Source organism: Bartonella tribocorum CIP 105476, assembly GCF_000196435.1.
GTDB lineage: Bacteria > Pseudomonadota > Alphaproteobacteria > Rhizobiales > Rhizobiaceae > Bartonella > Bartonella tribocorum.
In genome coordinates this window covers 1,456,559-1,482,381 of sequence record NC_010161.1, presented here as the reverse complement: position 1 = coordinate 1,482,381, position 25,823 = coordinate 1,456,559, and the positions used below count along the sequence as shown (strand labels likewise).

Annotated in this window: 16 protein-coding genes and 1 tRNA gene; 9 read left to right on the top strand and 8 right to left on the bottom strand. The window is 38.0% G+C overall.

The features are described 5' to 3' along the window. Positions 1-542: 542 nt before the first annotated feature. Positions 543-617: transfer RNA gene (locus tag BTR_RS06605), tRNA-Glu, on the bottom strand. 1,318 nt (positions 618-1,935) lie between these two features. Here BTR_RS06605 and BTR_RS06595 point away from each other — a divergent pair. Together BTR_RS06595 and glpX are read left to right on the top strand one after the other, a co-directional pair. Then, a complete protein-coding gene (locus tag BTR_RS06595; RefSeq protein ID WP_012231920.1) occupies positions 1,936-3,252 on the top strand; it encodes a homoserine dehydrogenase in 1,317 nt (438 codons plus the stop codon). 136 nt (positions 3,253-3,388) lie between these two features. Next, positions 3,389-4,375 carry a class II fructose-bisphosphatase gene (glpX, locus tag BTR_RS06590; protein ID WP_012231919.1) on the top strand — a complete coding sequence of 329 codons (987 nt, stop codon included), beginning with the start codon at positions 3,389-3,391 and terminating at the stop codon, positions 4,373-4,375. A gap of 109 nt (positions 4,376-4,484) precedes the next feature. On the opposite strand, the gene BTR_RS06585 is transcribed toward glpX, so the two are convergent. After that, the gene (locus BTR_RS06585) at positions 4,485-5,594 is read right to left on the bottom strand and encodes a branched-chain amino acid aminotransferase (protein WP_012231918.1); all 1,110 of its coding nucleotides are present in this window, start codon (positions 5,592-5,594) and stop codon (positions 4,485-4,487) included. A gap of 286 nt (positions 5,595-5,880) precedes the next feature. Here BTR_RS06585 and BTR_RS06580 point away from each other — a divergent pair, with 286 nt between their 5' ends. After that, positions 5,881-6,168, top strand: coding sequence for a hypothetical protein (locus BTR_RS06580; protein ID WP_012231917.1), 288 nt, complete (start codon positions 5,881-5,883; stop codon positions 6,166-6,168). 194 nt (positions 6,169-6,362) lie between these two features. On the opposite strand, the gene BTR_RS06575 is transcribed toward BTR_RS06580, so the two are convergent. The 3 genes from BTR_RS06575 to BTR_RS06565 all read right to left on the bottom strand — a co-directional run bounded on the left by BTR_RS06575 (position 6,363) and on the right by BTR_RS06565 (position 12,032). Further along, positions 6,363-8,891, bottom strand: coding sequence for an SPOR domain-containing protein (locus BTR_RS06575; RefSeq protein ID WP_012231916.1), 2,529 nt, complete (start codon positions 8,889-8,891; stop codon positions 6,363-6,365). A gap of 150 nt (positions 8,892-9,041) precedes the next feature. Further along, positions 9,042-10,799 (bottom strand): arginine--tRNA ligase, encoded by a 1,758-nt coding sequence (gene argS / locus BTR_RS06570; protein ID WP_012231915.1) that lies wholly within the window; start codon positions 10,797-10,799, stop codon positions 9,042-9,044. A 30-nt stretch (positions 10,800-10,829) separates the two neighbouring features. Continuing rightward, complete coding sequence (locus tag BTR_RS06565; protein WP_012231914.1) at positions 10,830-12,032, bottom strand: deoxyguanosinetriphosphate triphosphohydrolase; 1,203 nt, start codon at positions 12,030-12,032, stop codon at positions 10,830-10,832. Positions 12,033-12,158: 126 nt separating this feature from the next. Between BTR_RS06565 and BTR_RS06560 the strand changes: the two genes are divergently transcribed. The 5 genes from BTR_RS06560 (at position 12,159) to glmS (ending at position 17,716) form a co-directional block, all read left to right on the top strand. Next, positions 12,159-12,482 carry a HesB/IscA family protein gene (locus BTR_RS06560; protein WP_012231913.1) on the top strand — a complete coding sequence of 108 codons (324 nt, stop codon included), beginning with the start codon at positions 12,159-12,161 and terminating at the stop codon, positions 12,480-12,482. Between the two features lie 40 nt (positions 12,483-12,522). Further along, positions 12,523-13,506 (top strand): hypothetical protein, encoded by a 984-nt coding sequence (locus BTR_RS06555; RefSeq protein ID WP_012231912.1) that lies wholly within the window; start codon positions 12,523-12,525, stop codon positions 13,504-13,506. 49 nt (positions 13,507-13,555) lie between these two features. Next, on the top strand, positions 13,556-14,341 hold the full coding sequence (locus BTR_RS06550; RefSeq protein ID WP_012231911.1) for a cytochrome c biogenesis CcdA family protein: 786 nt from the start codon (positions 13,556-13,558) through the stop codon (positions 14,339-14,341). A 14-nt stretch (positions 14,342-14,355) separates the two neighbouring features. Continuing rightward, on the top strand, positions 14,356-15,720 hold the full coding sequence (glmU, locus tag BTR_RS06545; RefSeq protein WP_012231910.1) for a bifunctional UDP-N-acetylglucosamine diphosphorylase/glucosamine-1-phosphate N-acetyltransferase GlmU: 1,365 nt from the start codon (positions 14,356-14,358) through the stop codon (positions 15,718-15,720). 172 nt (positions 15,721-15,892) lie between these two features. Continuing rightward, positions 15,893-17,716 (top strand): glutamine--fructose-6-phosphate transaminase (isomerizing), encoded by a 1,824-nt coding sequence (gene glmS, locus BTR_RS06540; RefSeq protein WP_012231909.1) that lies wholly within the window; start codon positions 15,893-15,895, stop codon positions 17,714-17,716. 401 nt (positions 17,717-18,117) lie between these two features. On the opposite strand, the gene recG is transcribed toward glmS, so the two are convergent. Further along, on the bottom strand, positions 18,118-20,226 hold the full coding sequence (gene recG / locus BTR_RS06535) for an ATP-dependent DNA helicase RecG (protein WP_012231908.1): 2,109 nt from the start codon (positions 20,224-20,226) through the stop codon (positions 18,118-18,120). A 392-nt stretch (positions 20,227-20,618) separates the two neighbouring features. Between recG and dnaE the strand changes: the two genes are divergently transcribed. Continuing rightward, complete coding sequence (gene dnaE, locus BTR_RS06530) at positions 20,619-24,086, top strand: DNA polymerase III subunit alpha (RefSeq protein WP_012231907.1); 3,468 nt, start codon at positions 20,619-20,621, stop codon at positions 24,084-24,086. Positions 24,087-24,263: 177 nt separating this feature from the next. Here dnaE and BTR_RS06525 read toward each other — a convergent pair whose 3' ends face one another. Together BTR_RS06525 and BTR_RS06520 are read right to left on the bottom strand one after the other, a co-directional pair. Continuing rightward, entirely contained in the window at positions 24,264-25,511 is a 1,248-nt protein-coding gene (locus BTR_RS06525; protein WP_012231906.1) for an FAD-binding protein, read from the bottom strand. Positions 25,512-25,557: 46 nt separating this feature from the next. Then, the gene (locus tag BTR_RS06520) at positions 25,558-25,806 is read right to left on the bottom strand and encodes a zinc-finger domain-containing protein (protein ID WP_012231905.1); all 249 of its coding nucleotides are present in this window, start codon (positions 25,804-25,806) and stop codon (positions 25,558-25,560) included. Between the last annotated feature and the right edge of the window lie 17 nt (positions 25,807-25,823).

Sequence of the window (25,823 nt, the reverse complement as noted above, 5' to 3'; positions counted from 1 at the left end):
GGGGTATTTTTATTATCAAAGTTTTCATTTAACTCTTTGATAAGTTGATCATCTTCTAAATTATGGTTTCTTGAGTTGTTTTCTTGTGTGAGGAAGCCTCTATTTTTTTATCGTCATTTATTTCTACAATTATGGACTGTTTGTTTATAGAGAAATTTAAATATGATACAAAGGTCCTGTAATGAGGAATGATTCATCTAAACTGCGCTGCTTTGGGCGCCAATTTTAGTTTTGAAGGTTGAAAGAAATGTATAAAAGACGTAGCTTGTTTTAATTGAAAAATTAACAATATACGCCTGAATACAGTTTATAAATTTGCTTTATAACAAGCTAGAGCTCTCTGATTTATTTTATTGTTATTAACTGTGCACAGCAAAAAGCTATCCTTGAAATGGAACAAATAAATTAATCACAGGATGATTCTTTCATCCTTTTTACGAAGAGGTTTCTTTGAAAACCTTATTCCCTCACTTTATATTTGGAAGTCCCTCATTTTAAAAACATAAATAAAATGAATAGATTACATAGATGGAAAGAAAGCATGGTACGCCCAAGGGGAATCGAACCCCTGTTTCCGCCGTGAAAGGGCGATGTCCTAACCGCTAGACGATGGGCGCAAACCAATGATGAGGCTTATAGAGAGGATCTTTTTACTTCGCAAGCCCTCTGGGGCATTTTTTTTTAAAAAAGTGTGCTTTATTGAATGATTTTTGAGTGTTTCTTGTTGGGATCATTTTATTTTCTAAGATTTTTTGTAGAAAAAATATAGAGTTATCATGATGGATAGAAAGTTTTGGTGCGAACATCATATTTAGTGAATGATGTTTTTTGCATATTTTATTCATTTTTGTCTCATGCAGCACATGTGAATATTCTTTAACTTTCTTAAGAGAGCTTTTATAAAATGAGGCTACTCATTTGAGCTTATCATAAAGCAAAATCGTATAATTTATGAAGTAGAAAGCCGCATTATTTATGAGAAAGTTAACAAATAGTACGAATCGAATCACACAAAAGTTTTCTTTTGCAGCATAAGCCATAAATTTCTTTCAATTTTACGAAAAGAAAGTCTGTATAATAAAATTTAAAAATATTGAGGAAGGTTTTATGAAATATCTTAAAAATTGTTTTTTCTCAACTTTACTTTTATAGGACTGTAAGAAATTTAAAAGTTCTTTATTTGAAAATGAGTCAGCGCAGGTAAAGAGCTGTTTGAGATTCTTAAGCATTGCAATTCGTTTATTTTTCAAAGGAGAGGCAATAAATTGAGGTAAAATATTCGAATTTTGCAAATTTATCCTCCATACTTATAATGTCTCGGAATTATGCTATACACACATGCGTTTTTGTTTTTTACTTTCATGTAAAATTCTGTTTGATAGAGGAGAGCGTTAAGAATTTTTGCATTAAAGAACGGTAGTTTAAGCTATATAATGGTAAGAAAGAATGTGGTATTATTTACTAATCTGCTTTATTTTTTCCATTCTCTTTACGTATCATATGAGAGAGTGTTTTTTGTTTAATTTGATTTAGAAAAGAAGTGTGGGTTTTCTTTCCAAGTTTTCAATATTCTTTCGCGTGTTACAGATTGTTTTTAGAGAGATTTTTTTGATCCTTTGCTGATAGAACGTAATTTTTAAAAAAGTTGTTTATTTTTTTAAGCAAAGCAATTTTTTATGCTAACTCGTATTTATGAATTTTGCAGATTTTTATTCCGAATTAGATTTTTTATAAGGGTCATGAAATCTTTGAAGAAAATAAATATTTGTATTTTTAGGAATTTTACTTGAATCAGTGGGGATAATTCTATTAGAAAAAAGTAAAGTGAAGAGAGCAGAGGATTTCTTTTGTCTTAATGGATATCAGTATTCTTTGTGTTGAGTGGCATATCATCTAAACGGTTTTGCGATAAAGATAGGGATCAGTGGTTGGATAATGGCAGAAGCTTTAAAAGTTGGCATTGCGGGACTTGGTACGGTTGGGACTTCAGTTGTTCAAGCTCTATATGAAAAAGCAAATAGTTTAGCTTGCCAATGTGGGCGATCCATCAAAGTCGTTGCTGTTAGTGCGCGCGATAAAGGACGTAATCGTGGAATTGATCTCAGTAATATAAGATGGTTTGATTCATCTGTAGAGATGGCTGCCTCCGACGAGATTGACGTTTTTGTAGAGTTAATTGGTGGTGAATTAGATGTGGTGTATACCGCTGTTAAGAAAGCACTTGAGGCAGGACATCATGTTGTGACAGCCAATAAAGCTCTTCTTGCTCGACATGGAGTAGAGCTGGCTATAATTGCAGAGCAAAAAGGTGTCTTTCTTCATTTTGAAGCAGCTGTTGCAGGAGGAATTCCTGTTATTAAAGCGATGAGAGAATCACTTGTCAGTAATCACATATCGCGGATTTATGGTATTCTCAATGGAACCTGTAACTATATATTAACACGTATGTTTACGGAGGGTCTTTCATTTAAAGATTGTTTAGCAGATGCACAGAGACTTGGTTATGCTGAAGCAGATCCAACTTTTGATATTGAGGGAAATGATACGGCTCATAAATTAGCTTTGTTGACAAGCCTAGCATTTGGAACAGCTGTTTCGTTAGAAGATGTTTATGTTGAAGGAATTCATAATATTTCGCAAATTGATATCCGAGCGGCTGATGAATTGGGGTATCGAATTAAGCTTTTAGGGGTTGCATTAAAAACGGATTCTGGAATAGAACAACGCGTTCATCCAACAATGGTCCCAACATCCTCAATGATTGCACAGATCAATGGTGTAACCAATGCTCTTTCTATTCAAAGTGATTTATTAGGCGAATTACTGTTTTCTGGTCCTGGCGCTGGAGGAATGGCAACGGCATCAGCCGTTATTGGTGATTTGGCTGATATCGCAAAAGCACGTTCTGGTTTTCACTATGCTCCTGTTTTAAGACGTCCAGCTTTAGAACTTTCTCCTCATAAAAAAGCACGCATTTCACATCATGCAGGTGGTTATTTTATTCGTTTAAATGTTCATGATCGTGCTGGTGTTTTTGCCGCGGTTGCAAGGCATATGGCTGATAATCACATTTCATTAGAGTCGATTGTTCAAAGACCTTTTGTAGAAAATCAGATTGAAAAAACGATTATTTTAATCACGCATGAAACAACAGAAGTGAATGTCCGACAGGCACTTGCAGAAATTGAAAAAGATGGGCATCTTGTTGCAAAATCTCAATTCATTCGTATTGAACGTATGGCAGAGAATTGATAATTTATCTTGATAAGACAAGCTTGAATACTTTTATCTCTTGTGAAAAGTTTTTATTTTTGCCAAACGCTTTATTTTTAGAGCTTAATTTAAGGACTCATATTTTTTCTGGTATTCATTCGGTAGGATTTTTTATATGCCCACAACTCAGAAGATTTTAAATGGACTTGATCGTATTTTGACACTTGAATTGGTACGCGTTACTGAACGTGCTGCTGTTGCTGCTGCGCGCTGGCGCGGACGTGGCGATGAAAAGGCTGCGGATCAAGCTGCTGTCGATGCAATGCGGCGGGAACTTAATCGATTGCCTATTGAGGGTACCGTGGTGATTGGTGAAGGTGAGCGGGATGAAGCGCCTATGCTCTATATTGGAGAAAAAGTAGGTCTTCAAAATGGGTTGGCAATTGATATTGCACTTGATCCACTCGAGGGAACGACACTTTGTGCTAAAAATCTTGCTAATTCTTTGGCAGTCGTTGCAATTGCTGAAAAGGGTAGCCTTCTTTACGCTCCTGATGTTTATATGAACAAAATTGCTATTGGTCCTGGTTATCCAAAGGGAGTGGTGGATATAGATGCTTGTCCTACCGATAATATTCATGCTCTTGCAAAGGCTAAGGGAGTGGCTGTTAATCAGATTACTGTTTGTATTATGGAGAGACCTCGTCATGAAAAATTGATTGATGAAGTACGAGCGACAGGGGCATCAATTCGCTTGATTGGTGATGGAGATGTTGCAGCTGTCATTGATACAACTGATTCAGAAGAAACAGGTATTGATCTTTATATGGGGATTGGTGGAGCGCCAGAGGGTGTTTTAGCTTCTGCTGCTTTGCGCTGCATTGGGGGACAGATGCAAGGTCGTTTGCTGCTTGATACAGAAGAAAAAATTGCTCGTGCAGCCAAGATGGGGATTAGTGATCCCAATAAGGTTTATACAATGGAAGAAATGGCAAAGGGTGATGTTTTATTCGCAGCAACAGGGGTAACAGATGGTAATATGCTTTCTGGTGTTAAATTCACGCCTCGCTACATTCAAACGGAAACTCTTGTGATGCGTTCCCATACGGGTACAATCCGTAATATTAAAGCACAGCATAGAGATCATTCAAAATTTGATTAATCTTTTCTTTTTTTGTTCCACTAAAAAATAAAGAGATTTTTAGTGAATATGCACGCTTCCATGAAGGTAATGCATTCATGGAAGCGTTTATAGATGTGAGAATATCGTTTTATGATGAGAGCTGGACAGAATGCACCCAGCCATTTTTATCTTCTATATTCCCTTTTTGAAGATCAACTAATTGTGTCCGAAGTTGCTTTGTGACTTCTCCAACTGTTTCATTTCCGATAATAAATTCTCCTCCTTTATACCTGAAACGGCCGATTGCTGTGACAACAGCAGCTGTACCACAAGCAAAGACTTCTTTAAGATGTCCACTCTTTGCATCTTCTTGAAGCGTTGCAAAAGAATAAGGACGCTCTTCTATCGTTAATCCCATTTGTTTTGCCAATTGTAAAATTGAATGACGTGTTATTCCCGGAAGGATCGTTCCATTAAGGGGAGGGGTTACGAGTGTATTATTTTCCATAATAAAGCAGACATTCATACCGCCAAGTTCTTCAATCCATTTATGTTCAACCATATCAAGGAAGAGCACTTGGCTACAATCGTTTTCGGTTGCAATTTTTTGTGCAAGTAAGCTGGCTGCATAGTTGCCACCACATTTGGCAGCACCCGTCCCTCCTGGGCCAGCACGACTATATTCTGTTTCAATCCAGACGCTGACAGATTTTTCTTCTCCTTTGAAATAGGATTCAACCGGAGAGGCTATGATACAAAAAAGATATTCTTGAGAAGGGCGAACGCCCAAAAAGTTTTCATTGCCAAACATAAATGGACGGATATAGAGGCTAGCGTTGGGATGATCAGAAACCCATTTTTGATCAACTTTTACTAATTGATGAACCGCATCCAGAAAAATATCTGTTGGTAATTCTGGCATGGCTAACCGTTTTGCTGACTCTATAAACCTCTGTGCATTGGCATCAGGACGGAAGAGCAAGATGCGTCCATCTTTTGCACGATATGCTTTTAAACCTTCAAAAACTTCCTGTCCATAATGCAAGACGGTACTTGCAGGATTAATTTCTAAAGCTTTGTATTGAGAAATAACGGCGTTATGCCAGCCTTTATCTTCAGTCCATTGAATAGTACACATATGGTCTGTAAAAAATTGACCAAAACCGGGACTTTTTAGAACTTCTTCACGTTTTTCTTCTGACAAAGGTGATGGGTGCTTTTCTATTTTAAAGGGAAGTGAGGATATGGGAGATTTCATAAGAAAAACCTTTTGAGAATGTTTTATTTTTTATTAAATAAAAATAATGAGATATTTTGGTTACAACTCTATTATTAGCAAATCCTTTGTGTCAATGTTTTATTGCAGAACTCAAAGGCTATGGTAGATATTTTAATTCTATTTTCGGCTCTTTTTTCCGACTTTATGAGGTAAACTGGAACCTTTATTTGTAATTGTCGTTTTCTCAAAATAAGTATCTGAATAATTTCATATATGTATACTTTATAGAAATTAAAGATAAGGGAATTGAGAAAAGGAATTCACTATGATTGATAAAAATTATCACACATATGAAGAACGTATGGCTGCAGAAAGAGCTTCAGAAAGAAAAGATCATGAACAGCGTGTTTCAATCGCTAAGGGTATTTTTGCTATTCTTCTTGCATTGGTTATTATCTGGTTTATTTTTGGTTTTTTAGGATCTTTTTTTGCAAAATCTCCTGAACATAGTTCACATTATAATACTCCAGAAGCAAGCCAAACTATAACAACGCCCCAAAAGGATTTAAATTCATCTCCTCCTGTACCTTATACCTATAAGGGTACGCAGTGATTTTTTTGTAAACATAATCTTTTAAATAAGGAAAAAATTAACGCAAATTAAAGAATAAAGTCAGTGTAAATACAGAAGCAAAAAAGATTGAGACAATTTTAATTTCTGAAGTTTTCAATAAATCATTAAATGCTTTGCATAAATGGCTCTGAAATAAATCATGCAACGATTGTTAAAACCGTTGCATGATTGGTTTAGCGTGTGATGAAGCAAGTTCCACCAGAACTTTTAATGGTGTCACAAAGGATTATGGCTTCATTTCGGTCTTGCGTTTGAATACGAACACGGTAATAGGTTCCTTTCCCTGGTATAAAAGCCGGTTGTATATTTAAAGGACGGGTACCGATAAGAAATCCAAATTTGGATTTCATCTTTTTTAAAGAATCTCTCGCTAACTCATGCGTTGGTTGAGAGGCTAGTTGCACATAATAACCCTCTGAATTTTGTGGTGCAAATCCGTTTGGTGATGTGGGGCGAGATGCGGTGTGCATTTCGACTTCTGCATTTCTCTCTGCATGAGAAGGAATTGGAATAAATTTTTCTTCAATACTTGCGTCAGAACTATTTTCGGCAATTATTTTATCAATATGATTTTTGAGATCATGATCACTTTCTTGGTCATTTCTATCGGAATCATGCGATGAAACAACGGGCGTTTGTTGAAATTCGTCAGGAATTTGATCAATGGTTTCTGCAGATTGAGCAGCAGGTTTGCTCTCTGTTTGATGCACGGGAGCGAGCGTCACTGTACCATCTTGATTGACAATAACGGTTTGTACTTCTCGCGTTGGAATAGTATGATTGATAGCTTGTGTGACGACATTTTCAACATCAGCTTCGGTTGAAGAAGATGATGAAATATTTGAAGATTCTTCTGGATTGAATCCCTCTAAATTTTCAGGTTGTTCAGAGTTATCAATAAGAAATTGTTGTGTATTTTCTTGTTTCTCATTTTGTCCAGTCGTTTGTTTATAGACATCTAAATTATGGGCAACATCATTTTTTGTTTCAGTTGTTTCTGGTGTGAATTTAAAAGGTGTATTATCAGCATGAATAATGACCGTTTTTTCATTTTTCTGTGATGGCATAAAAAAATGAAAATAACCAGTAAACCCAACGGCTATTAAAACAAGAAGAAAAATACCTTTGGTGAAAATTTTACCCAAAATAGGATTTTTTAAGGGAGGAGGCGCTGAGGGATATGCGGGGATTTCATCTGAGCTTGTGTAGGGTAAATTCTCACTAAAAGAGGGAGAATTAGATTCCATATTGGCAGCAGAAAAATAGTCAGTATTTTGTTCTTTAGAGTTTATATAAATCTCTTCTTTTGAACTCTGCATAGTTTGATGAAAGATTTCATTGAAAGCTTCATTTTTCTGTTGTTTTTGAGAAAAATCATCTTTTGAAACATTTCCTACATTGAGTACATCTGCAAATTCTTCTTCCAAACCATCTTTTGGTACATCATATTCTGGGGCTTCATACGGGACTTCTGGAACCATAATAGGACCCGTTTTTTCTACGACTTCCTCTGAAAATTTATAAGTATCAACATTGGGAGGAGGAGTATTTCTGTGTGTATAGTTATGGACAAAAGAGCTATCTGTTTGTTTTATATTAAGAGGTTCTGATGAGGGAAAAAATGCATCTAAATTATTTTGGTTATATGAAATTTCTCTGTTTGGGTTAGAGATATTTTCATCCTTATGGATGTATGGAGTTTGAGCCTCATTATACGTTGGAATTTTTTCGCTATAGGTTTCTTGTTGAGAGGGGTTTTCTTCAAAAAAATGAGGATAATGGGTTGTATAATCTTTTTGTGAAGATTCCTTTAAATAAGATTGTCTGTCAACGTGTGGTGAATCCAGAGGAGAAGAGTAATCACTCGTTATTTGATTTCTTTCCGTGTTTTGTTTCTCTGGCACAAGGTTAGAAGATGGAAAAATTTCATTTGCTTTTGAAGAAGAGGAGACATCCGTATGATCTTTTGGCGTATGATCTTTGGGGATCCAATTTTCTTGATCCGCTGGAATTTTATAGGGATGGTTTATGGCAGTATCATAGAAGTTTTGATTGTCATCATAAGTTTTTTGTATATTCGCAGTCTCAGGCTGTTGTGAGATTGTTTGCGAAAAACGATTAGTTTGTTCAACAGTTTCTGTCTCGTCTCTCTTATTTTTGCGTCTTTCAGATTCATCAAAAAAGAAATTTTCTGATTCTGATTGTGGAATCGAATTACTTTTTTCAAAAAAAGGATTAGAACTTGTTGCTGTTTTTTTCTGTTGAGGGAATTGATTTTTGGGGATTGGTAATGGAGAAAGTGCGTCTAAAATTTGTTCTTCATCATGACTGGATAGTGAGGAATATCTCTCTGCAGATAAATTATCTTGTCTTGAATGGTTGAAAGAATCAGTTTGTGCAATATCTGAAGCTGTTGCGTTGCTGGTTGCATGCAAGTTCCATTGCTTTTTTTGATCATCAAAAGGTAAGCTGCGTGTTAAATGATTTTCAAATTCTTCTTCTAGAAAAGACAAATCAAAATCATCATCATAGGATGATGTTTTGGAATGAGATGCTGAACGATCTGTCTCTGAAGAGGCGTGCTCATTTTGGTTTCCGCTTTGTTTGGTCGGATTAAAAATGCGCGTAAGTCTTTCTAAAGGATCATGGGGTTCATGGTCTTGTTTTGTTTCGTGCGGATTTTTGCGATCGTTATCGCTCATAGCTTTTCTCACATAATGATTTGCAATTGCGTGCAATCAATGGTTAATTTTGATCTGTTACATTAAAATTATAAATTTTCCCCCTCTCATGCAAGGATACATGAAAAAGTTTACTACAAAGTATCCATTGTATGTATTTATAGAACTTTTTCAACGCATTTCTATTGGGGCTTCGACTCCTATGATGCTAAGTCCTGATGATAAAATATTGATAACGGCTTGTATCAATCCCAATCTTGCAAAGGATAACTCTTTATCATGAGGTTGAATAAAGCGTAAATTGAGATTTTCACTTCCTTTATTCCAATGGGTGTGAAAGCAGGAGGCAAGATCATAAAGATAAAACGCTAATCGATGGGGCTCTTTATGAACGACGGCTTGTTCAATGATACGCGGATATTCAGAAAGTTTGCGTATTAATAATATTTCATTGTCATCGATTAGTCGATGAAGATAGGTAATCAAGATGTCATTTGAAAAACTTTCAATATGAAGCACTTCTTGTGCTTGACGAAAGACTGAGTGACACCGTGCATTTGCATATTGTACGTAAAAGATGGGGTTATCTTTTGATTGTTCTGTTACTTTTGCAAAATCAAAATCAAGAGGCGCTTCACATTTGCGGTATAGCATCATAAAACGCACTGGATCGCGACCAACTTCTTCGACAACGTCTCTTAGAGTGACAAATGATCCTGCTCTTTTTGACATGCGTACAGGTTGACCATTGCGAAAGAGTTTTACCAATTGACATAAGAAAACACTTAATTTGGCTTTATTCCCAGAAATTGCTTTTGCCATGGCTTCTAGCCGCTTTACATAGCCAGCATGGTCTGCTCCTAGAATATAAATCATTTCATCAAAATGACGATTAAATTTATCCCGAAAATAAGCAACATCAGCAGCAAAATAGGTGTAAGAACCATCAGATTTGATCAAAACACGGTCTTGGTCATCACCAACATTTGTTGAACGAAACAAAGTTTGCTCGCTTGGTTCCCAATCTTCTATATTTTGTCCTTTAGGAGGGGGGAGTTTTCCTTTGTAGATATAACCATTTAAAGTGAGGTCGTTAATGGTGTTACGAATAGCACGGGCATTATCTGCGTAAAGCATTCGCTCAGAGAAAAAGATATCATGATAAATATTAAGGGCAGCTAAATCCTCGCGAATCATGGACATCATGGTATGAATCGCTCGTTCTTTCACGATGGATAAGGCTTCATCTCTATCCATGGTGAGGAGTTGATCACCAAACTCTTGAGCTAGCGCTTGACCCAATGGTATCAAGTATTCTCCTGGATAGAGTCCTTCTGGAATTTCATTAATTTTTTGTCCAAGAGCTTCACGATAGCGTAACAGTACAGAGTGAGCGAGAACTTCGATTTGTTGACCTGCATCATTGATATAATATTCTTTCGTAATGTTATAGCCCGCAAATTGCAGCAAATTGGAGAGAACATCTCCAACAACGGCCCCGCGACAGTGTCCTACATGCATGGGGCCTGTCGGATTTGCTGAGACATATTCAACATTGATGCGTTTTCCTTGTCCCATTGGGATACGACCATAAGAAAGCCCTAGTTCAAGCATATATTTTACAGCATCTTGCCAAAATAATTTTGTAAGCTTGATGTTGATAAAACCAGGGCCGGCAACGTCAATATTTTCGATGGATATATCATTTTTAAGGAGTTCTATGATTTTATCTGCAAGTGCACGTGGACTGAGCCCAATAGATTTTGCAAGCACCATAGCAGCATTGGTTGATAAATGACCATGGGAGGAATCACGTGGGGGATCAACGGTGATTTTTGATAAATCTAGGTCCTCTCCATTTTTTCCTTTTATATCAGATAATTCAATTGATTTCTTAATTTTCTTTTCGAAGTTTTTAAAGATATTCATATTTAGCTTCCATGATGATGCTAAAAGCTATTAAACGAAATGATTTGTATGGTCAAATAAGCGGTGATATTCACGTAGAGCATAGTGATCACTCATGCCTGAAAGAAAGTCCGCAATGAGACGTGCTAACTCTTGATTTTTTAAGTGCACTGCTTTTTGGCACCAACTTTCAGGCATTGTATCTGGATTTTCATAATAACAATTGAATAATTTTTGTACAATACATTTTGCTGCATTGCGACGGCTAAGAATTTGTTCATGGTAATAAAGATTTTCAAATAAAAAGTTTTTTAGTTCTTTTTCGTAAACAGTCATTGACGGTGAAAAGGTAACAATGGTTTGTTTTGCTTGGTAAATATCGTTTATGCTGGTTGGTTTAATGCGTGCTAAGTTTTCGTGCGATTGTTTGAGAACATCTTCAATCATGGTTGTTATTTGTCTTCGTACAAGTGTGTAACCGCATCGTGCTTGGTCGAGCTGGGGATGCTCATCTGTTATCTCTTTTAAGATTGCTGCTGTTAGTGGAACGTGTTCAAATTGATCGAGTGTTAAAAATTGCGACCGTAAACCATCATCAATATCATGGGCATTGTATGCGATATCATCTGCAATCGCAGCACATTGTGCTTCTAGTCCTGCAAAACAATCGAGTGCAAGATCTTGCTTTGCATTGTATTGTAAAATATCGCTAGGAACCTCTTTATTTTTCGCATAAGGACCTAAAAGGGGACCATTGTGCTTTACAAGTCCTTCAAGGGTTTCCCATGTAAGGTTCAGTCCATCAAAATTTGCATAGCGCTGTTCTAGTTTTGTAACAATGCGTAAGGCTTGTGCATTATGGTCAAAGCCACCATACTGCATCATGGCTTCATTAAGAGCCTCTTCTCCTGCATGGCCAAAGGGCGTGTGTCCAAAGTCATGAACAAGGGCAATGGCTTCGGTAAGATCTTCATCAAGATACAGGGCACGGGCTAATGTTCGTGCAATTTGAGAAACCTCTATTGAATGGGTGAGGCGGGTACGATAATGGTCGCTTTCATCAGCAATAAACACTTGCGTTTTATGTTTAAGACGTCGAAATGCATTAGAATGGATAATACGATCTCTATCTCGTTGAAAAGGTGTGCGTGCGGTGTTCATTTTTTCATGAAATAATCGACCACGGCTTGTTTGCGGATGAGCACTGTAGACGGCTCGAGATTGGTAATTGAAGTTGATCGTGCCTATATCCATTGCAAGCTGTCCATTATCACCTTAAAATTGAGAGTGGTTTATGATGAATAAACTTCTCTTTATAATAATAGGATACATAATAATTAGGATACTCTTTCTTGATGGCTTAATGCAAGGATATATAAAATGAATGTGAAAATTTCAGATGCTGCTGCTAATCAAATTATACAGATACTTTTGCGTGAACCCGATAAAATCGCATTACGTATTTCTGTTGAAGGCGGTGGGTGTTCTGGTTTTTCTTATAAATATGAATTGGTTTCTGAAATGTGTGAAGATGATCTCGTTCTCAAAAAAGATGGGGCAACTGTCCTTATTGATTCACTCTCACTTCCTTTCATGGAAGGCGCTGAGATTGATTTTGTTGATGATCTTATGGAGCAGTCTTTTCAAATTCATAATCCTAATGCTGTTTCATCATGTGGTTGTGGTGTAAGTTTTTCAATTTGAGGGTGGGGGCATTGCGATATTGTTTCTTGAAAAAAATATCATGTTGGTCAACAATATAAAAATGGCTAGTCTTATAAAAATAATGCACCGATGTGTGCGATTCTGCGCGGTGCTCACTTTATTGATCTGGAGCCATGGTGCTTTTTGTGAGGAAGAAGTAGACCAGCAGCAGGGACAGTCACGGAGTTTTATTATCAAGTCAAAAGAGCAGGAAAAAGAGAATTTAGCATCTCAGGCACAACTCATTTTGAATGCTCGATTAACAAATAGCCGTCAAGATATTGAGAAAGGACTTGTCTGGCGGGTATATGCCCCTATTCTAGGGATTGATAATAAATTACCCTTAGTGGCAACCTATAAGGGGGGGAGTGCACGTTTTGATTTAGAGCCAGGAAGTTATCTTGTTCATGTCTCATTTGGTCATATGAGTGCTGTGCGCCATGTTCGTCTAGAAAATGGGCAGAGTCTTGTGAAAACCTTTCACTTTGAGGCTGGTGGTCTTATTTTAAATGCGACATTATCAAATGGTAGCATCAATGAAAAGGAACTCCGTTTCACGATTTATGAGGATGAAAAAGAAAATGATGATACGGGGGTGATTTTATCAAATGTTAAGCCTCAATCTGTTGTGCGTTTAAAAGCAGGCCGCTATCATGTTGCTTCCCATTATGGTTCCATTAATGCGACGGCTCGTTCGGATATTCAAGTGGAGGCTGGTAAAATGACAGAGGTTACGCTTGAACATCAGGCAGCTCAGATTGTTTTGAAGCTGGTACGACAAGAAGGAGGGGAAGCGCTTGCAGATACAAGTTGGTCTCTGGCCAATGATTCTGGTGATATCGTTTATGAAACAGTTGGTGCTTATGTTTCACTCGTGTTAGCAGAGGGAGAGTATATTGCAATTGCTAAAAATAAAGATAAAATTTATCAAAAGGTTTTTTCTGTCGTTTCTGGTCACGATGAAGATATAAGTGTGGTGGCAAATGAACAAAATATGCAACGGATTGATGAAGATATAGATTGATCGTTGTTCATGGAACTAAACCGTGAATGAAAGATGGGGTTTGTGCGTTTTGATTGAAATTTCAACAATTGGTGTGTTTTTTGCTGGGGCACTCTCTTTTTTGTCGCCATGTGTTTTGCCATTAGTTCCTCCTTATTTATGCTATATGGCAGGGATTGGTATTGATGACTTTCGTTCAGAAAAACGTGATGAGAAAGTCTTTATACGGTGGGCTTTATTGTCTTCTGTTATTGCTTTTGTCCTCGGGTTTACCACCATTTTTGTTGCTTTAGGTGCGAGTGCAAGTACCATTGGTAAGTTCATTGGTTATTATCGTGATTGGTTTGCATTGGCTGCTGGAATTATCATTATTATTTTTGGTTTAAACTTTTTAGGGCTTTTCAAGATCTCTTTTTTATTTCGTGAAGCGCGTTTTCAGACGGGTAAAACATCTTCTGGTCCTTTAGGGGCCTATGTTATTGGTTTAGCTTTTGCCTTTGGTTGGACACCGTGTATAGGTCCCATTTTAGGGCCTATTATAACGCTTGCTGGAACAAAAGAAACTGTGGGTGAGGGAGCTATTCTCTTAGCAGTTTATGCATTAGGTCTTGCTATTCCTTTTGTATTGGCAGCTTTATTTTCGAATAGTTTTATGCGGTTTTTAGCAGCTTTTCGTATTCATTTAGGAAAAGTTGAAAAAATTATTGGTGTTTTTCTTATTTTTACAGGGATTTTATTTTTAACAGGCTCTATGCAGGATCTTTCATTTTGGCTTTTAGAACATTATCCTTCATTGAGTTATGTTGAAGATATTCGTTGGCACGATATTATGAACTTTTTTGGATTTTCTCGTTAGTCTTATGTGTTTTTATGGTTAGAAGTTGTCTGTCTATTGTTCTTTCTGCAGGAGAGGGGACGCGTATGAAATCGCCTCTGCCTAAGGTACTACATAAAATTGCTGGATTGCCTCTTATATGCCACGTTCTAAAACAAATAGAATTGGCAGAATCTTCGCAAGTAGCTGTCGTTGTGGGATGTGGTGGTCAAGAGGTTACGCACGTTGTTCAGTCATTTGTCAAAGATGTGATGATTTTTGAACAAAAAGAGCGTTTAGGGACGGCACACGCTGTTTTATCGGCTCGTTTCGCTTTGCAAAAGGGAGTGGATGATATTCTCATTGTTTTTGGGGATACGCCTCTCATTCAGCAAGAATCATTGCATCAAATGCGTGCACAGCTTGCTGATGGAGCTGATGTTGTTTTTGCAGGCTTTCATACTCAAGATCCAACAGGTTATGGGCGCCTTCTCGAGAAAAATGGTCAATTGATCGCAATTGTAGAAGAAAAAGACGCGAGCGAGGAAGAAAAAAAGATTTCCTTTTGTAATGGGGGAATACTCGCTATGCGTGGAAAACATGCACTTTCTCTTTTAGAGAAGGTTGATAATAACAATATGAAAAAAGAATATTACTTAACAGATATTGCTTCTCTTGCTTCGCGTGAAGGATTAGATGTGCGTGTTGTTGAAGTCCCTTTTGAAAATATTGTAGGAATTAACAACTGTCTTGAGCTATCGAGGGCTGATTCTTTGTGGCAAAAACGTAAAGCACGCGATTTAATGTTATCGGGTGTTACACTCTTAAAACCAGAAACAGTCTATTTTTCTTATGATACAGAAATTGAACCAGGTGTGGTGATAGAACCAAATGTTTATTTTGGATTAGGCGTGAAAGTACAATCTGGTGCTGTTATTCGTGCTTTTAGTTATCTCGAAGGAGCTGTGGTGGGTCAAGATGCACAGATTGGTCCCTATGCACGTTTGCGTCCTGGTACAGAGTTGGCAAAATCCGTGAAGGTTGGAAATTTTTGTGAAGTCAAACAGGCTAAGGTAGGAGAATCTTCTAAAATCAATCATTTAAGTTATATTGGTGATGCCGAAATTGGTGCACATACCAATATTGGAGCTGGTACGATTACGTGCAATTATGATGGATTTAACAAATATAAAACCGTGATTGGTGATCATGCTTTTGTTGGCTCTAATACGGCACTTGTTTCTCCATTGGTGATAGGAGATGGCTCTTATGTTGCTTCAGGGAGTGTTATTACTGAAAATATTCCTATGAACAGTATGGCTTTCGGGCGTGCACGACAGGTTATAAAAGAGGGCTATGCAACGAAATTTCGGGCGCGCTTGTTAGAGAAAAACTTGTCAGAAAATAAACAGAAAAAATGATCATTTTCAGTCTATTCCTTTGTTTTGTGCCGATCTAACATGGATAGGAGATTTATTCTTAAAGATTGCCGTACGCCATGTTTGAATTATTTTATTATTTATCGTTTTAAATAAAGGCTGTGGGATTGTTTTATGAGATTTAAATCTTAAAGATGTAGGTTGGAGCTTTTTAATGTGTGGAATTATTGGAATTCTTGGAAAGAGGTGCGTTACGTCCTCTTTGGTTGAGGGATTAAAACGTCTTGAATATAGAGGGTATGATTCATCTGGGGTGGCAACAGTCCATAATGGGCATCTTTATCGCGTACGTGCTGAGGGGAAGCTTGTTCATTTAGAAGAAAAATTAAAAAAAACACCTCTGGAGGGAAGTTTAGGGATTGGTCATACCCGTTGGGCGACGCATGGCGTTGCTGTTGAACGCAATGCGCATCCCCATGTGACTGAAAAGCTTGCGGTTGTTCATAATGGTATTATTGAAAATTTTGTAGAATTGCAAAAGGAACTCATCGAGGATGGTTATATCTTTGAAACAGAGACGGATACGGAAGTTATTGCGCATTTAATAACGCGTGCATTAAAAAGTGGTCTTTCTCCGCAAGAAGCCATGCGTACCAGTTGGAAAAGGCTGCAGGGGGCTTTTGCACTTGCTCTTATTTTCGAAGGTGAAGATAATCTTATGATTGCGGCTCGTTCTGGTCCACCCTTGGCAATTGGTTATGGAAAAGATGAATTTTTTGTGGGATCAGATGCTATTGCTTTGGCACCATTCGTTGATCATATTAGCTATTTGGAAGATGGGGATTGGGCTGTTTTTACACGGGAAGGCGTCACAATTTACGATGGAGACAATCAACCGGTAAAACGTTCTGTGACAACATTACTTGAAGGAGCTTTATTGATTTCTAAGGGGAATCATCGTCATTTTATGCACAAGGAAATGTTTGAACAACCTGAGGTGATTTCTCATAATTTGGCGCATTATCTTGATCTTGGAAATTATACCGTTCGGTCCTTTGAGAATTTGATTGATTGGAAAAATATTCATCGTCTCCTTTTTGCGAGTTGTGGAACGGCTTATTATTCAACCTTAGTTGCGCGCTATTGGTTTGAGAAATTTGCCGCTTTAAGTGTTGATAATGATGTTGCTTCGGAGTTTCGTTATCGTGAGCCCCCTATAACATCTGATGTGTTATCGCTGTTTGTTTCTCAATCTGGTGAAACAGCGGATACATTGGCTTCTTTGCGTTATTGTCGTGAGCGGGGTGTAAAAACAGCAACAATTGTGAATGTTGAGCAATCAACAATGGCAAGAGAGGCTGATTTTATTCTTCCAACACTTGCCGGACCGGAAATTGGTGTTGCTTCAACAAAAGCTTTTACTTGTCAATTGGCAACGCTTGCTTCACTCGCCCTTAGTGCTGCGAAACAACGTGGCTACCTCTCGGTTCAAATGGAACAGCAATTGGTTCAACAGTTGGCAGAAGTTCCCCGTGTTTTAAATGAGGTTTTAAAATTAGAAGGCAAGATTGAATCTCTTTGTCGTGATTTGGTGAATGCAAAAAGTGTTCTTTATCTGGGACGTGGAACTTCTTATCCGATTGCTTTGGAGGGCGCCCTTAAACTGAAAGAGCTTTCTTATATTCATGCTGAAGGTTATGCTGCGGGTGAGTTGAAGCATGGGCCAATTGCGCTGGTGGATGAGACAATACCCGTTATTGTTGTGGCTCCTTATGATCGGTGGTTTGAAAAGACTTTTTCTAATATGCAAGAAGTGGTCGCGCGCAATGGTCGTATTATTTTGATAACCGATACAAAAGGCGCAGAAGTAGCTTGTCTTAAGACTTTATCAACGATTACTTTGCCCGTTGTTCCAGAATTTATTGCTCCTATTATTTATGCTCTCCCCATTCAGTTAATCGCTTATCATACGGCTGTTTTATTAGGAACCGATGTCGATCAACCGCGTAATTTAGCAAAATCAGTCACGGTTGAATAAAAAGAGATTGTGTATTTCTGAATTTTTCGAAAATAATCAAGTGTAACAAATTGATTTATAATGATAGTTTAGTTTTCTATTTTTCTCTGTTGCATGAGAATATCGAAGACAGGATTTTTCATTCCAACTCCTTGATGACAGGATAAAAAATGTTTCTTTAGCGATCAAAGAATGGATCAGTTGTGTGAATATAAGAGTAACAAGAACGCAAAATGCTTCTCCTCTTTTAATGTAAGCGTAATCCAGATTGGGAGAGAGGATGCTACTGTTGGTTTGTTATTCTTTCATGAAGCATAATAGAGTAGGGATTGCGTTAGATCATTTATGGGTGATATCAAGAAAGAATAGCCTATTTGCATAGAAGAAGTATTTTTATTTTTTATCAAACATTTTTTCTAGAATTATCCTGCTCGTAAGAGGCGTGCAGCGTCGTCGTGTCGGAAAAGATAAAGAAGCAACCGTAAAGCTTGTCCTTGCTCAGAAGAAAGATAAGGATCGCGTTGTAAAAATAGGCGTGCATCTTTTCTTGCTATAGATAAAAGATCGCTGTGAACTGCAAGGTTTGCTATATGAAATTCAGGTACCCCAGATTGTTTTGTGCCCAAAAGTTCTCCTTCGCCTCGCAAGCGCCAGTCTTCTTCAGCAATTTCAAAACCGTCTTCTGTATTGCGGATAATATTCAGGCGTGTTGCTGCTGTTTTGGTGAGTGGCTCTTTATAGAGTAAAATGCAGGAAGATTTTTTATCGCCTCGTCCTACACGTCCACGTAACTGGTGCAATTGTGAAAGGCCAAAATGTTCTGCGTGTTCGATGATAATAATCGAAGCGTCTGGAATATCCACGCCCACTTCAATGACGGTGGTTGCAACTAAAATACGCGTATTTCCGCATTTAAAAGATGCCATAGCGGTTTCTTTTTCTGCTGTAGACATTTTGCCATGGATCATCCCAACATGTGTTCCAAAGCGCTCATGGAGAAACGCAAAGCGATTTTCAATTGAAGTGAGATCAAGAGCTTTTGATTCCTCTACTAAAGGACAAATCCAATAGAGTTTTTCTCCTTTGTCTAGTGCAATTGCGATTCGCTCTATAAGCTCATGGATACGTTTTAAAGAAAGCATTGCTGTTGTAATAGGTTGTCGTCCTATTGGTTTTTCTGTAATTTTAGAGACATCCATGTCACCAAAAGCTGTTAAGACAAGTGTGCGGGGAATAGGGGTAGCAGTCATAACCAGCATATCCGGTTTATCGCCTTTTTCTGTAAGGGCAATACGTTGATGCACACCAAAACGGTGTTGTTCATCGATAATGGTTAAGGCAAGATTGTTATACGTAACGCTGTCTTGTATAAGAGCATGGGTCCCGATGACAATAGAAACTTGACCTGATAAAATATCATTCAAGATATTTGTCCGCAACTTTCCTTTTTCTCGTCCTGTTAAAAGCGTTGTTTGTAAGCCTATCTTTTCGGCAAGAGGGGCAATAGTGGCAAAATGTTGCCGAGCAAGCACTTCTGTGGGGGCCATTAAAGCTGATTGACCTGAATTTTCAGCAATTTGTGCCATTGCCATTAGTGCCACGACTGTTTTTCCTGCGCCTACATCGCCCTGGAGCAGTCTTAGCATCGGTTCTGGTGAAGCAAGATCATTGGCGATATCTTCTACGGCTTTTATTTGTCCTGTTGTGAGTTGAAAGGGGAGAACATTGAGTAATTTTTTCGTATAAATTCCTGTTGATGGTCGAGAAGCCCCAACAAGAGATTTGGTTTTCAAACGCACAAGGCCTAACGCCAATTGACAAGCGAGCAGTTCATCATAGGCAAGACGTTTGCGTGCTGTACTTTCTAAGGATAGATCACCGGGATTAATGGGAGCATGGATACGGCGTAAAGCAACAGAAAAGGAAGAAAAATTTTGCTGCTTTTTAACATTTTCATCTATCCATTCTGGGAGGAGAGGAATAAAATCAAGAGCGTGTTGTATGGCGCGTCTTAATGTCTTTGCAGCTAGTCCGGCGGTAGAGGGATAAACAGGTTCAATGAGAGGAATCTGATTTGATTGTTCGCTTGGGGCAATATGGTCGGGATGTGCCATTGAAAGTAGCCCATTAAACCATTCAACTTTTCCTGATACAATGACTTTTTTTCCTTCGGGGAGTTGTTTTTTGAGCCAAAGAGGTTGCGCATGAAAAAAGACTAAATTTATTTTTCCTGTTTGATTATGAGCAATAACACGATAGGGGATTTTGTTATGACCACGGGGGGGAGGTTGGTGTTGATCAATAACAATTTCGAGCGTAACAGTCTCTCCTTCCTTTGCACAATCAATGCTGGGGCGCATTCTACGGTCTATAACGGAATGGGGCATTAATTGAAGAAGATCAATAAGGGTTGCTTCACGTTGTGTAGGATTAACATTTAAAAGTTTTGTCAGTAAGCCATAGACTTTAGGCGTAATACCAGAAAGGGTTCGAATAGAATTAAAAAGAGGGGTAAGAAGACTTGGAGGCATGAGGAAATTTAACCTGCTCTTTTTGTTTTTTCTAGACCTTTATGAAGAGCTTTTTGGGGATAAAGTCATAAAGGGAGAATTGTTTTATTAACACATTGCATTTTAGGAAGAAAAATGAATACTTAAAGAGAAATACAATCTAGAGAATGCAAAAATGTAAAGTGCTTATGGTATATTTTGCTTCTTTTTATTTTAGGCGCTTATTTGCTGTGAATAGAGGCACTTTCTTGATAGAACTTTCTTATAAAGATCAATAAAATTAGGATATTTGTCCTATGTGGGACGATGAATTTATAGCTTTAAAGTTATGCTCGCCTAATTTTTTTTAAGGGGTACTGTTTGGCATTTAGTTTTTAGTAGGAATTGTGAGAGTGGTCAAAGGTAAAAATAAAATGCAAGAGTACAAAAATTCTCTTCCTCGCTTTATTCATTTGAGAGTGCATTCAGCTTATTCTTTGCTCGAAGGAGCTTTAAAAATTCCCCAAATTATTCAACAGGCGATTTCAGATCAGGCACCAGCGATTGCTATTACCGATACCAATAATTTATTTGGTGCTTTGGAATTTTCGCAGTATTGCCTTTCTCATGGGGTTCAACCCATTATTGGTTGTCAGCTTGCCATTGATTTTTGTGATGAAAATGATCATTCACGTTTGGTTAAAGGACGTCATGCTTCTGATTTCTGTTCTATTATTCTGTTTGCTGCTAGCGAAACCGGTTATGCTCATTTGGTTCGTCTTGTAAGCCGTGCTTATCTTGATAAATGTGATACTGATCCTCCTCATATTAAAGCTGATTGGTTATCAGAACACAGTGAAGGCATAATCGCTTTAACAGGCGGCAAGGGAGGACCTATTAATCTTGCCTTGTCAGAAGAAAAAAAAGAACGCGCTGTTGAACGCTTAATTTATTTAAAAAAAATTTTTTCTGATCGTCTTTATGTAGAATTACAACGGCATGGTTCTTATGACCGAGGAGTAGAAGCAGAGCTTATTGAATTGGCTTATGCACATGAAATTCCTCTTGTTGCAACGAATGAAGCATTTTTTCTGAAGAGAGAAGGGTATGAAGCGCATGATGCGTTAATGGCTGTTTCAGAAGGACAAATCGTCTCTAATCCAGATCGAAAAAGGGTGACGCCAGATCATTACTTGAAGTCACAAGATGAAATGGTTGCACTGTTTTCTGATCTTCCAGAAGCTTTAGAAAATAGTGTTGAAATTGCATTGCGTTGTCATATTGCCACGCCTCTTCGAAAACCGATATTGCCTCGTTTTATAGAACAATCTGCTCATTCAGAAAATACTTTAGAAGCAGAAGATAGTGAATTGTTAAATCAAGCTAAAGCTGGTTTGAAGATGCGGCTTGAAACAATTGGATTGGCTGAAGGGTATACGATTGCAGATTATGAGCAGCGGCTTGATTATGAGGTTTCAGTTATTACGCGTATGCAATTTTCTGGATATTTTCTTATCGTTTCAGATTTCATAAAATGGGCGAAGATTCATGATATTCCTGTTGGTCCAGGGCGGGGTTCTGGTGCGGGTTCACTTGTTGCTTATGCATTGACGATTACTGATGTTGATCCATTGCGTTTTTCTCTTCTTTTTGAACGTTTTCTCAATCCAGATCGTGTTTCGATGCCGGATTTTGATATCGACTTTTGTCAAGAGCGGCGTGAAGAAGTTATTCAATATGTTCAAAAAAAATATGGACGTGATCAAGTTGCTCAAATTATTACCTTTGGTAAGTTGCAGGCACGTGCCGTTTTGCGTGATGTGGGACGTGTTTTAGAAGTTCCCTATCGTCAGGTGGATTATCTTACAAAATTAATTCCTGCTACACCAGGAAGTCAGGTGGAATTAGCGGATGCTATTAAGGATGAGCCTAAATTTGAAGAGGAAAAGAAAAAAGATCCCGTCGTTGGACGCGCATTAGATATAGCACTTCAGTTGGAGGGACTTTATCGTCACGCTTCAACGCATGCCGCTGGGATTGTTATCGGAGATCGTCCGCTTTGGGAACTTGTCCCGATGTATCGTGATCCTCGTTCTGATATGCCTGTTACACAATTTAACATGAAATATGTTGAACAGGCAGGATTGGTAAAATTTGATTTTCTTGGATTAAAAACACTTACTGTTTTGAAAATGGCCGTTGATTTTGTTGCTAGACAAGGGGACAAAATCGATTTGTCAAATATCCCTCTGAATGATGAAGTAACCTACGCTATGATGGCACGTGGTGAAACGGTTGGTGTATTTCAGGTGGAAAGTTCTGGTATGCGCAAGGCGCTGATTGGAATGAAGCCAGACCGTATTGAAGATATTATTGCGCTGGTTGCGCTTTACCGTCCTGGTCCCATGGAGAATATTCCAACCTATAATGCACGCAAACACGGGGAAGAGGAAATTGCTTCTATTCATCCTAAAATAGATCATCTGATTAAAGAAACACAAGGTGTTATTGTGTATCAAGAACAGGTGATGCAGATTGCTCAGGTGCTTGCAGGTTATTCACTTGGGGAAGCCGATTTATTACGGCGCGCTATGGGGAAAAAAATTCATGCAGAAATGCAAAAACAGCGTACACGTTTTGTCAATGGCGCTGTTGCTGGTGGTGTTGATAAAGAGCAAGCTGATATTATCTTTGATCTTTTAGCAAAATTTGCCGATTACGGATTTAATAAATCGCATGCGGCTGCTTATGCAATTGTTTCTTATCAAACCGCTTATATGAAAGCCAATTATCCCGTTGAATTTTTAGCTGCTTCAATGACGCATGATATGACGAATACGGATAAGCTCAATGATTTTCGGCGTGAGGCATTAAGGCTGGGTATTGAGGTTATTGCACCTTCTATACAAACATCTCATCGTGTTTTTGAGGTTGGTGATCACTGTATTTATTATTCTCTTGCTGCCATAAAAGGTGTGGGAGAAACGGTTGTTGATCATATTGTCGCTTGTCGGGGGAATAAGATTTTTAAGGACCTGGAAGATTTTTGTGCACGTGTTGATCTTCGTATTGTTAATAAGCGTGCGATGGAAAGTTTAGTTTGTGCTGGCGCTTTTGATTGTTTTAATATTGCACGTGAGATTTTATTAGCAAATCTTGGAACTATTCATGCGCGGGCACTTCGTATTCTCGATAACAATTCTAGCGGACAGTTTGATATATTTGGAATGGAAGGCGGATTAAAAGAGCCATTGATTTTATCTCAAACGACTCCTTGGTTGCCGGCTGAGAAACTTTATCGAGAATTTCAGGCTATAGGTTTTTACTTTTCTGCTCATCCATTGGATGAGTATCAAACTATTCTTGCCAAAAAACGTGTTCAGACTTGGAGTCATTTTGCTAATGCCGTTAAAGGGGGGGCAACGGCTGCACGGCTTGCTGGAACCGTTGTGGCAAAAAATGTGCGCAAAACAAAATCTGGTAAAAAAATGGGAATTATTCATTTTTCTGATACAAGTGGACAGTATGAGGCTATTCTCTTTTCTGAGGCTCTTTCGGATTATGAGGAAATGCTAGAACCTGGAAAATCTTTTATTATTACGGTGAGCGCAGAAAATCGCTCTGAAGGGGCTAGTTTGCGAATTGAGACAATTCAGTCTTTGGAAAATGAAGCACTACAGCAGCATAAAATGATGCGTCTTTTTATAAAAACAGTTGATATGCTTCCACAAATTGAACAAAATTTAAATCTTGGGGGAAATGGAGAGGTTGGCCTTATTTTAATTCAAGAAGATGGCTTGCGAGAAGTCGAAATTGCACTTCCAAAGCGATATAAGGTCAATTCACATGTCGCAAATGCTATGAAATTAATTCAGGGTGTTGTTGATGTCGAATTGAGTTAAAACAAGGTTAAAAATAGGGGCTATTTGGGGAGATTTTTGCTTTTGGAAAAGTTGAAAGTTGAGCTTTGAAAACCAGATAGGTGATTTCGAGACGTCCTGCTTTTATTTGAGTAAATTATGATGGACTTTTGTCAAAAAATCTCTTTTCTTGATAATATTCAAAGTAGTGGAAGAATTTTATAAGTTTTTATCACGATTTTTTATTGAATTTATTGCATCATACCTATAAAGCCAATTAAGACTTGACATAATGCTCTCAGGTGTACGAATTTTCATCATAAGATTACGGGCGATTGCTATGGGACCTGTTGCATGATAGGCTAATCTGTTGAAATTCGTGCGTTTTTTTACTTCTACAATACGGGGGGTGCGTGTTTTTTCATAAAGCGAAAGAGCTTTGGTTAATGAAAGATCTTTCAATGAAAGTGCTTCTGCTAACGTGGCGGCATCTTCGATTGCCATAGCGGCACCTTGCGCTGCAAAAGGTAAAGCTGCATGTGCACAATCACCAACGAATACTTGTCTGTCTAAGCCTAGAAAACGATTTTGTTTCATGTGAAAGAGTGGCCAATATTTCCATTCATCGATATGGTCAAAGATTTGTAAGATTTTTGAATTCCAACCCTTAAAAAGAGATTTGAGTTTTTCTTTATCTCCTTTATGGGCCCATCCTTCTTCGGGATTTTTTCCATGCGTAATAGCGACAAAATTTACAACTTTTTCTGACGATTGAATGGGATAGATAACAAGATGATTGTTTGGTCCCATCCAAGCTGTGATTGTTTTCATATTGTGCAATGAAGAATAAAAGTTTTGAGGAAGATTGTCACATGTTGTTGTTGCACGCCAAGCAATAAAGCCACTAAAATTTGCTTTTTCATAAAAAGGAGATTGTTGCCGTAATGTTGACCAAACGCCATCACATCCGATCAGGAGAGGCGTTGAATAAAGTTGTTTTGTTACTGTATCTGTTTTTATTGTTGTTATGTCAATGCTGGTTACCGATTGGGTAGAAGATACAATCGTTTCTCCTGCTTTGTATTGAATCAGAGGATTTTCAATCACTGCATCATATAAAACTTTTTGTAAAGCCGCGCGGTGAATCGTTATATAAGGGGCTTTCCAATGTTTTTCTGTGAGATTGATAAGATGAGCATGTAGACGTATTTTTAAAGATATTCCATCTTTTAGCTCAAGAAAATGTGGGATTGTCGCGACTTCAGTGAGTTTGTTAAGAAGGTTCCAGTGTGCGAGAATAGATGTTGCATTTGGAGTCAGTTGAATGCCAGCACCTATCGTTTCAAGTTTCTGATACTTTTCGATAATGGTGCTTGCAATTCCTTTATGAGCGAGCGCTAAAGCTGTGCTTAAACCCGCAATTCCTCCTCCAACGATGATGGGTGATTGCTCCACAAATGATTTCATATTCAATAAGCAAAATTAAAAGAGTGGTAGAAAGTCCGAAAACGCATTATAGTGACTTATCTGGATGATATAAACATCCTGTGGGATTTGTTTGGTCGTACGAGAGTGAGGAAACATAACGATAAAGGGTTGAGCAATAAGGGCAGATTTTCTCATCGGCTGCTCCCATGTCGATAAAGATATGAGGATGATCGAATGGTTGTGTAGCGCCTACGCACATAAATTCTTTCACACCAATTTCGATTGTTTTATATCCAAGATCATTTTGAAAATGGGGAATATTATGATCAGCCATGGTGTACAAACTCCAGA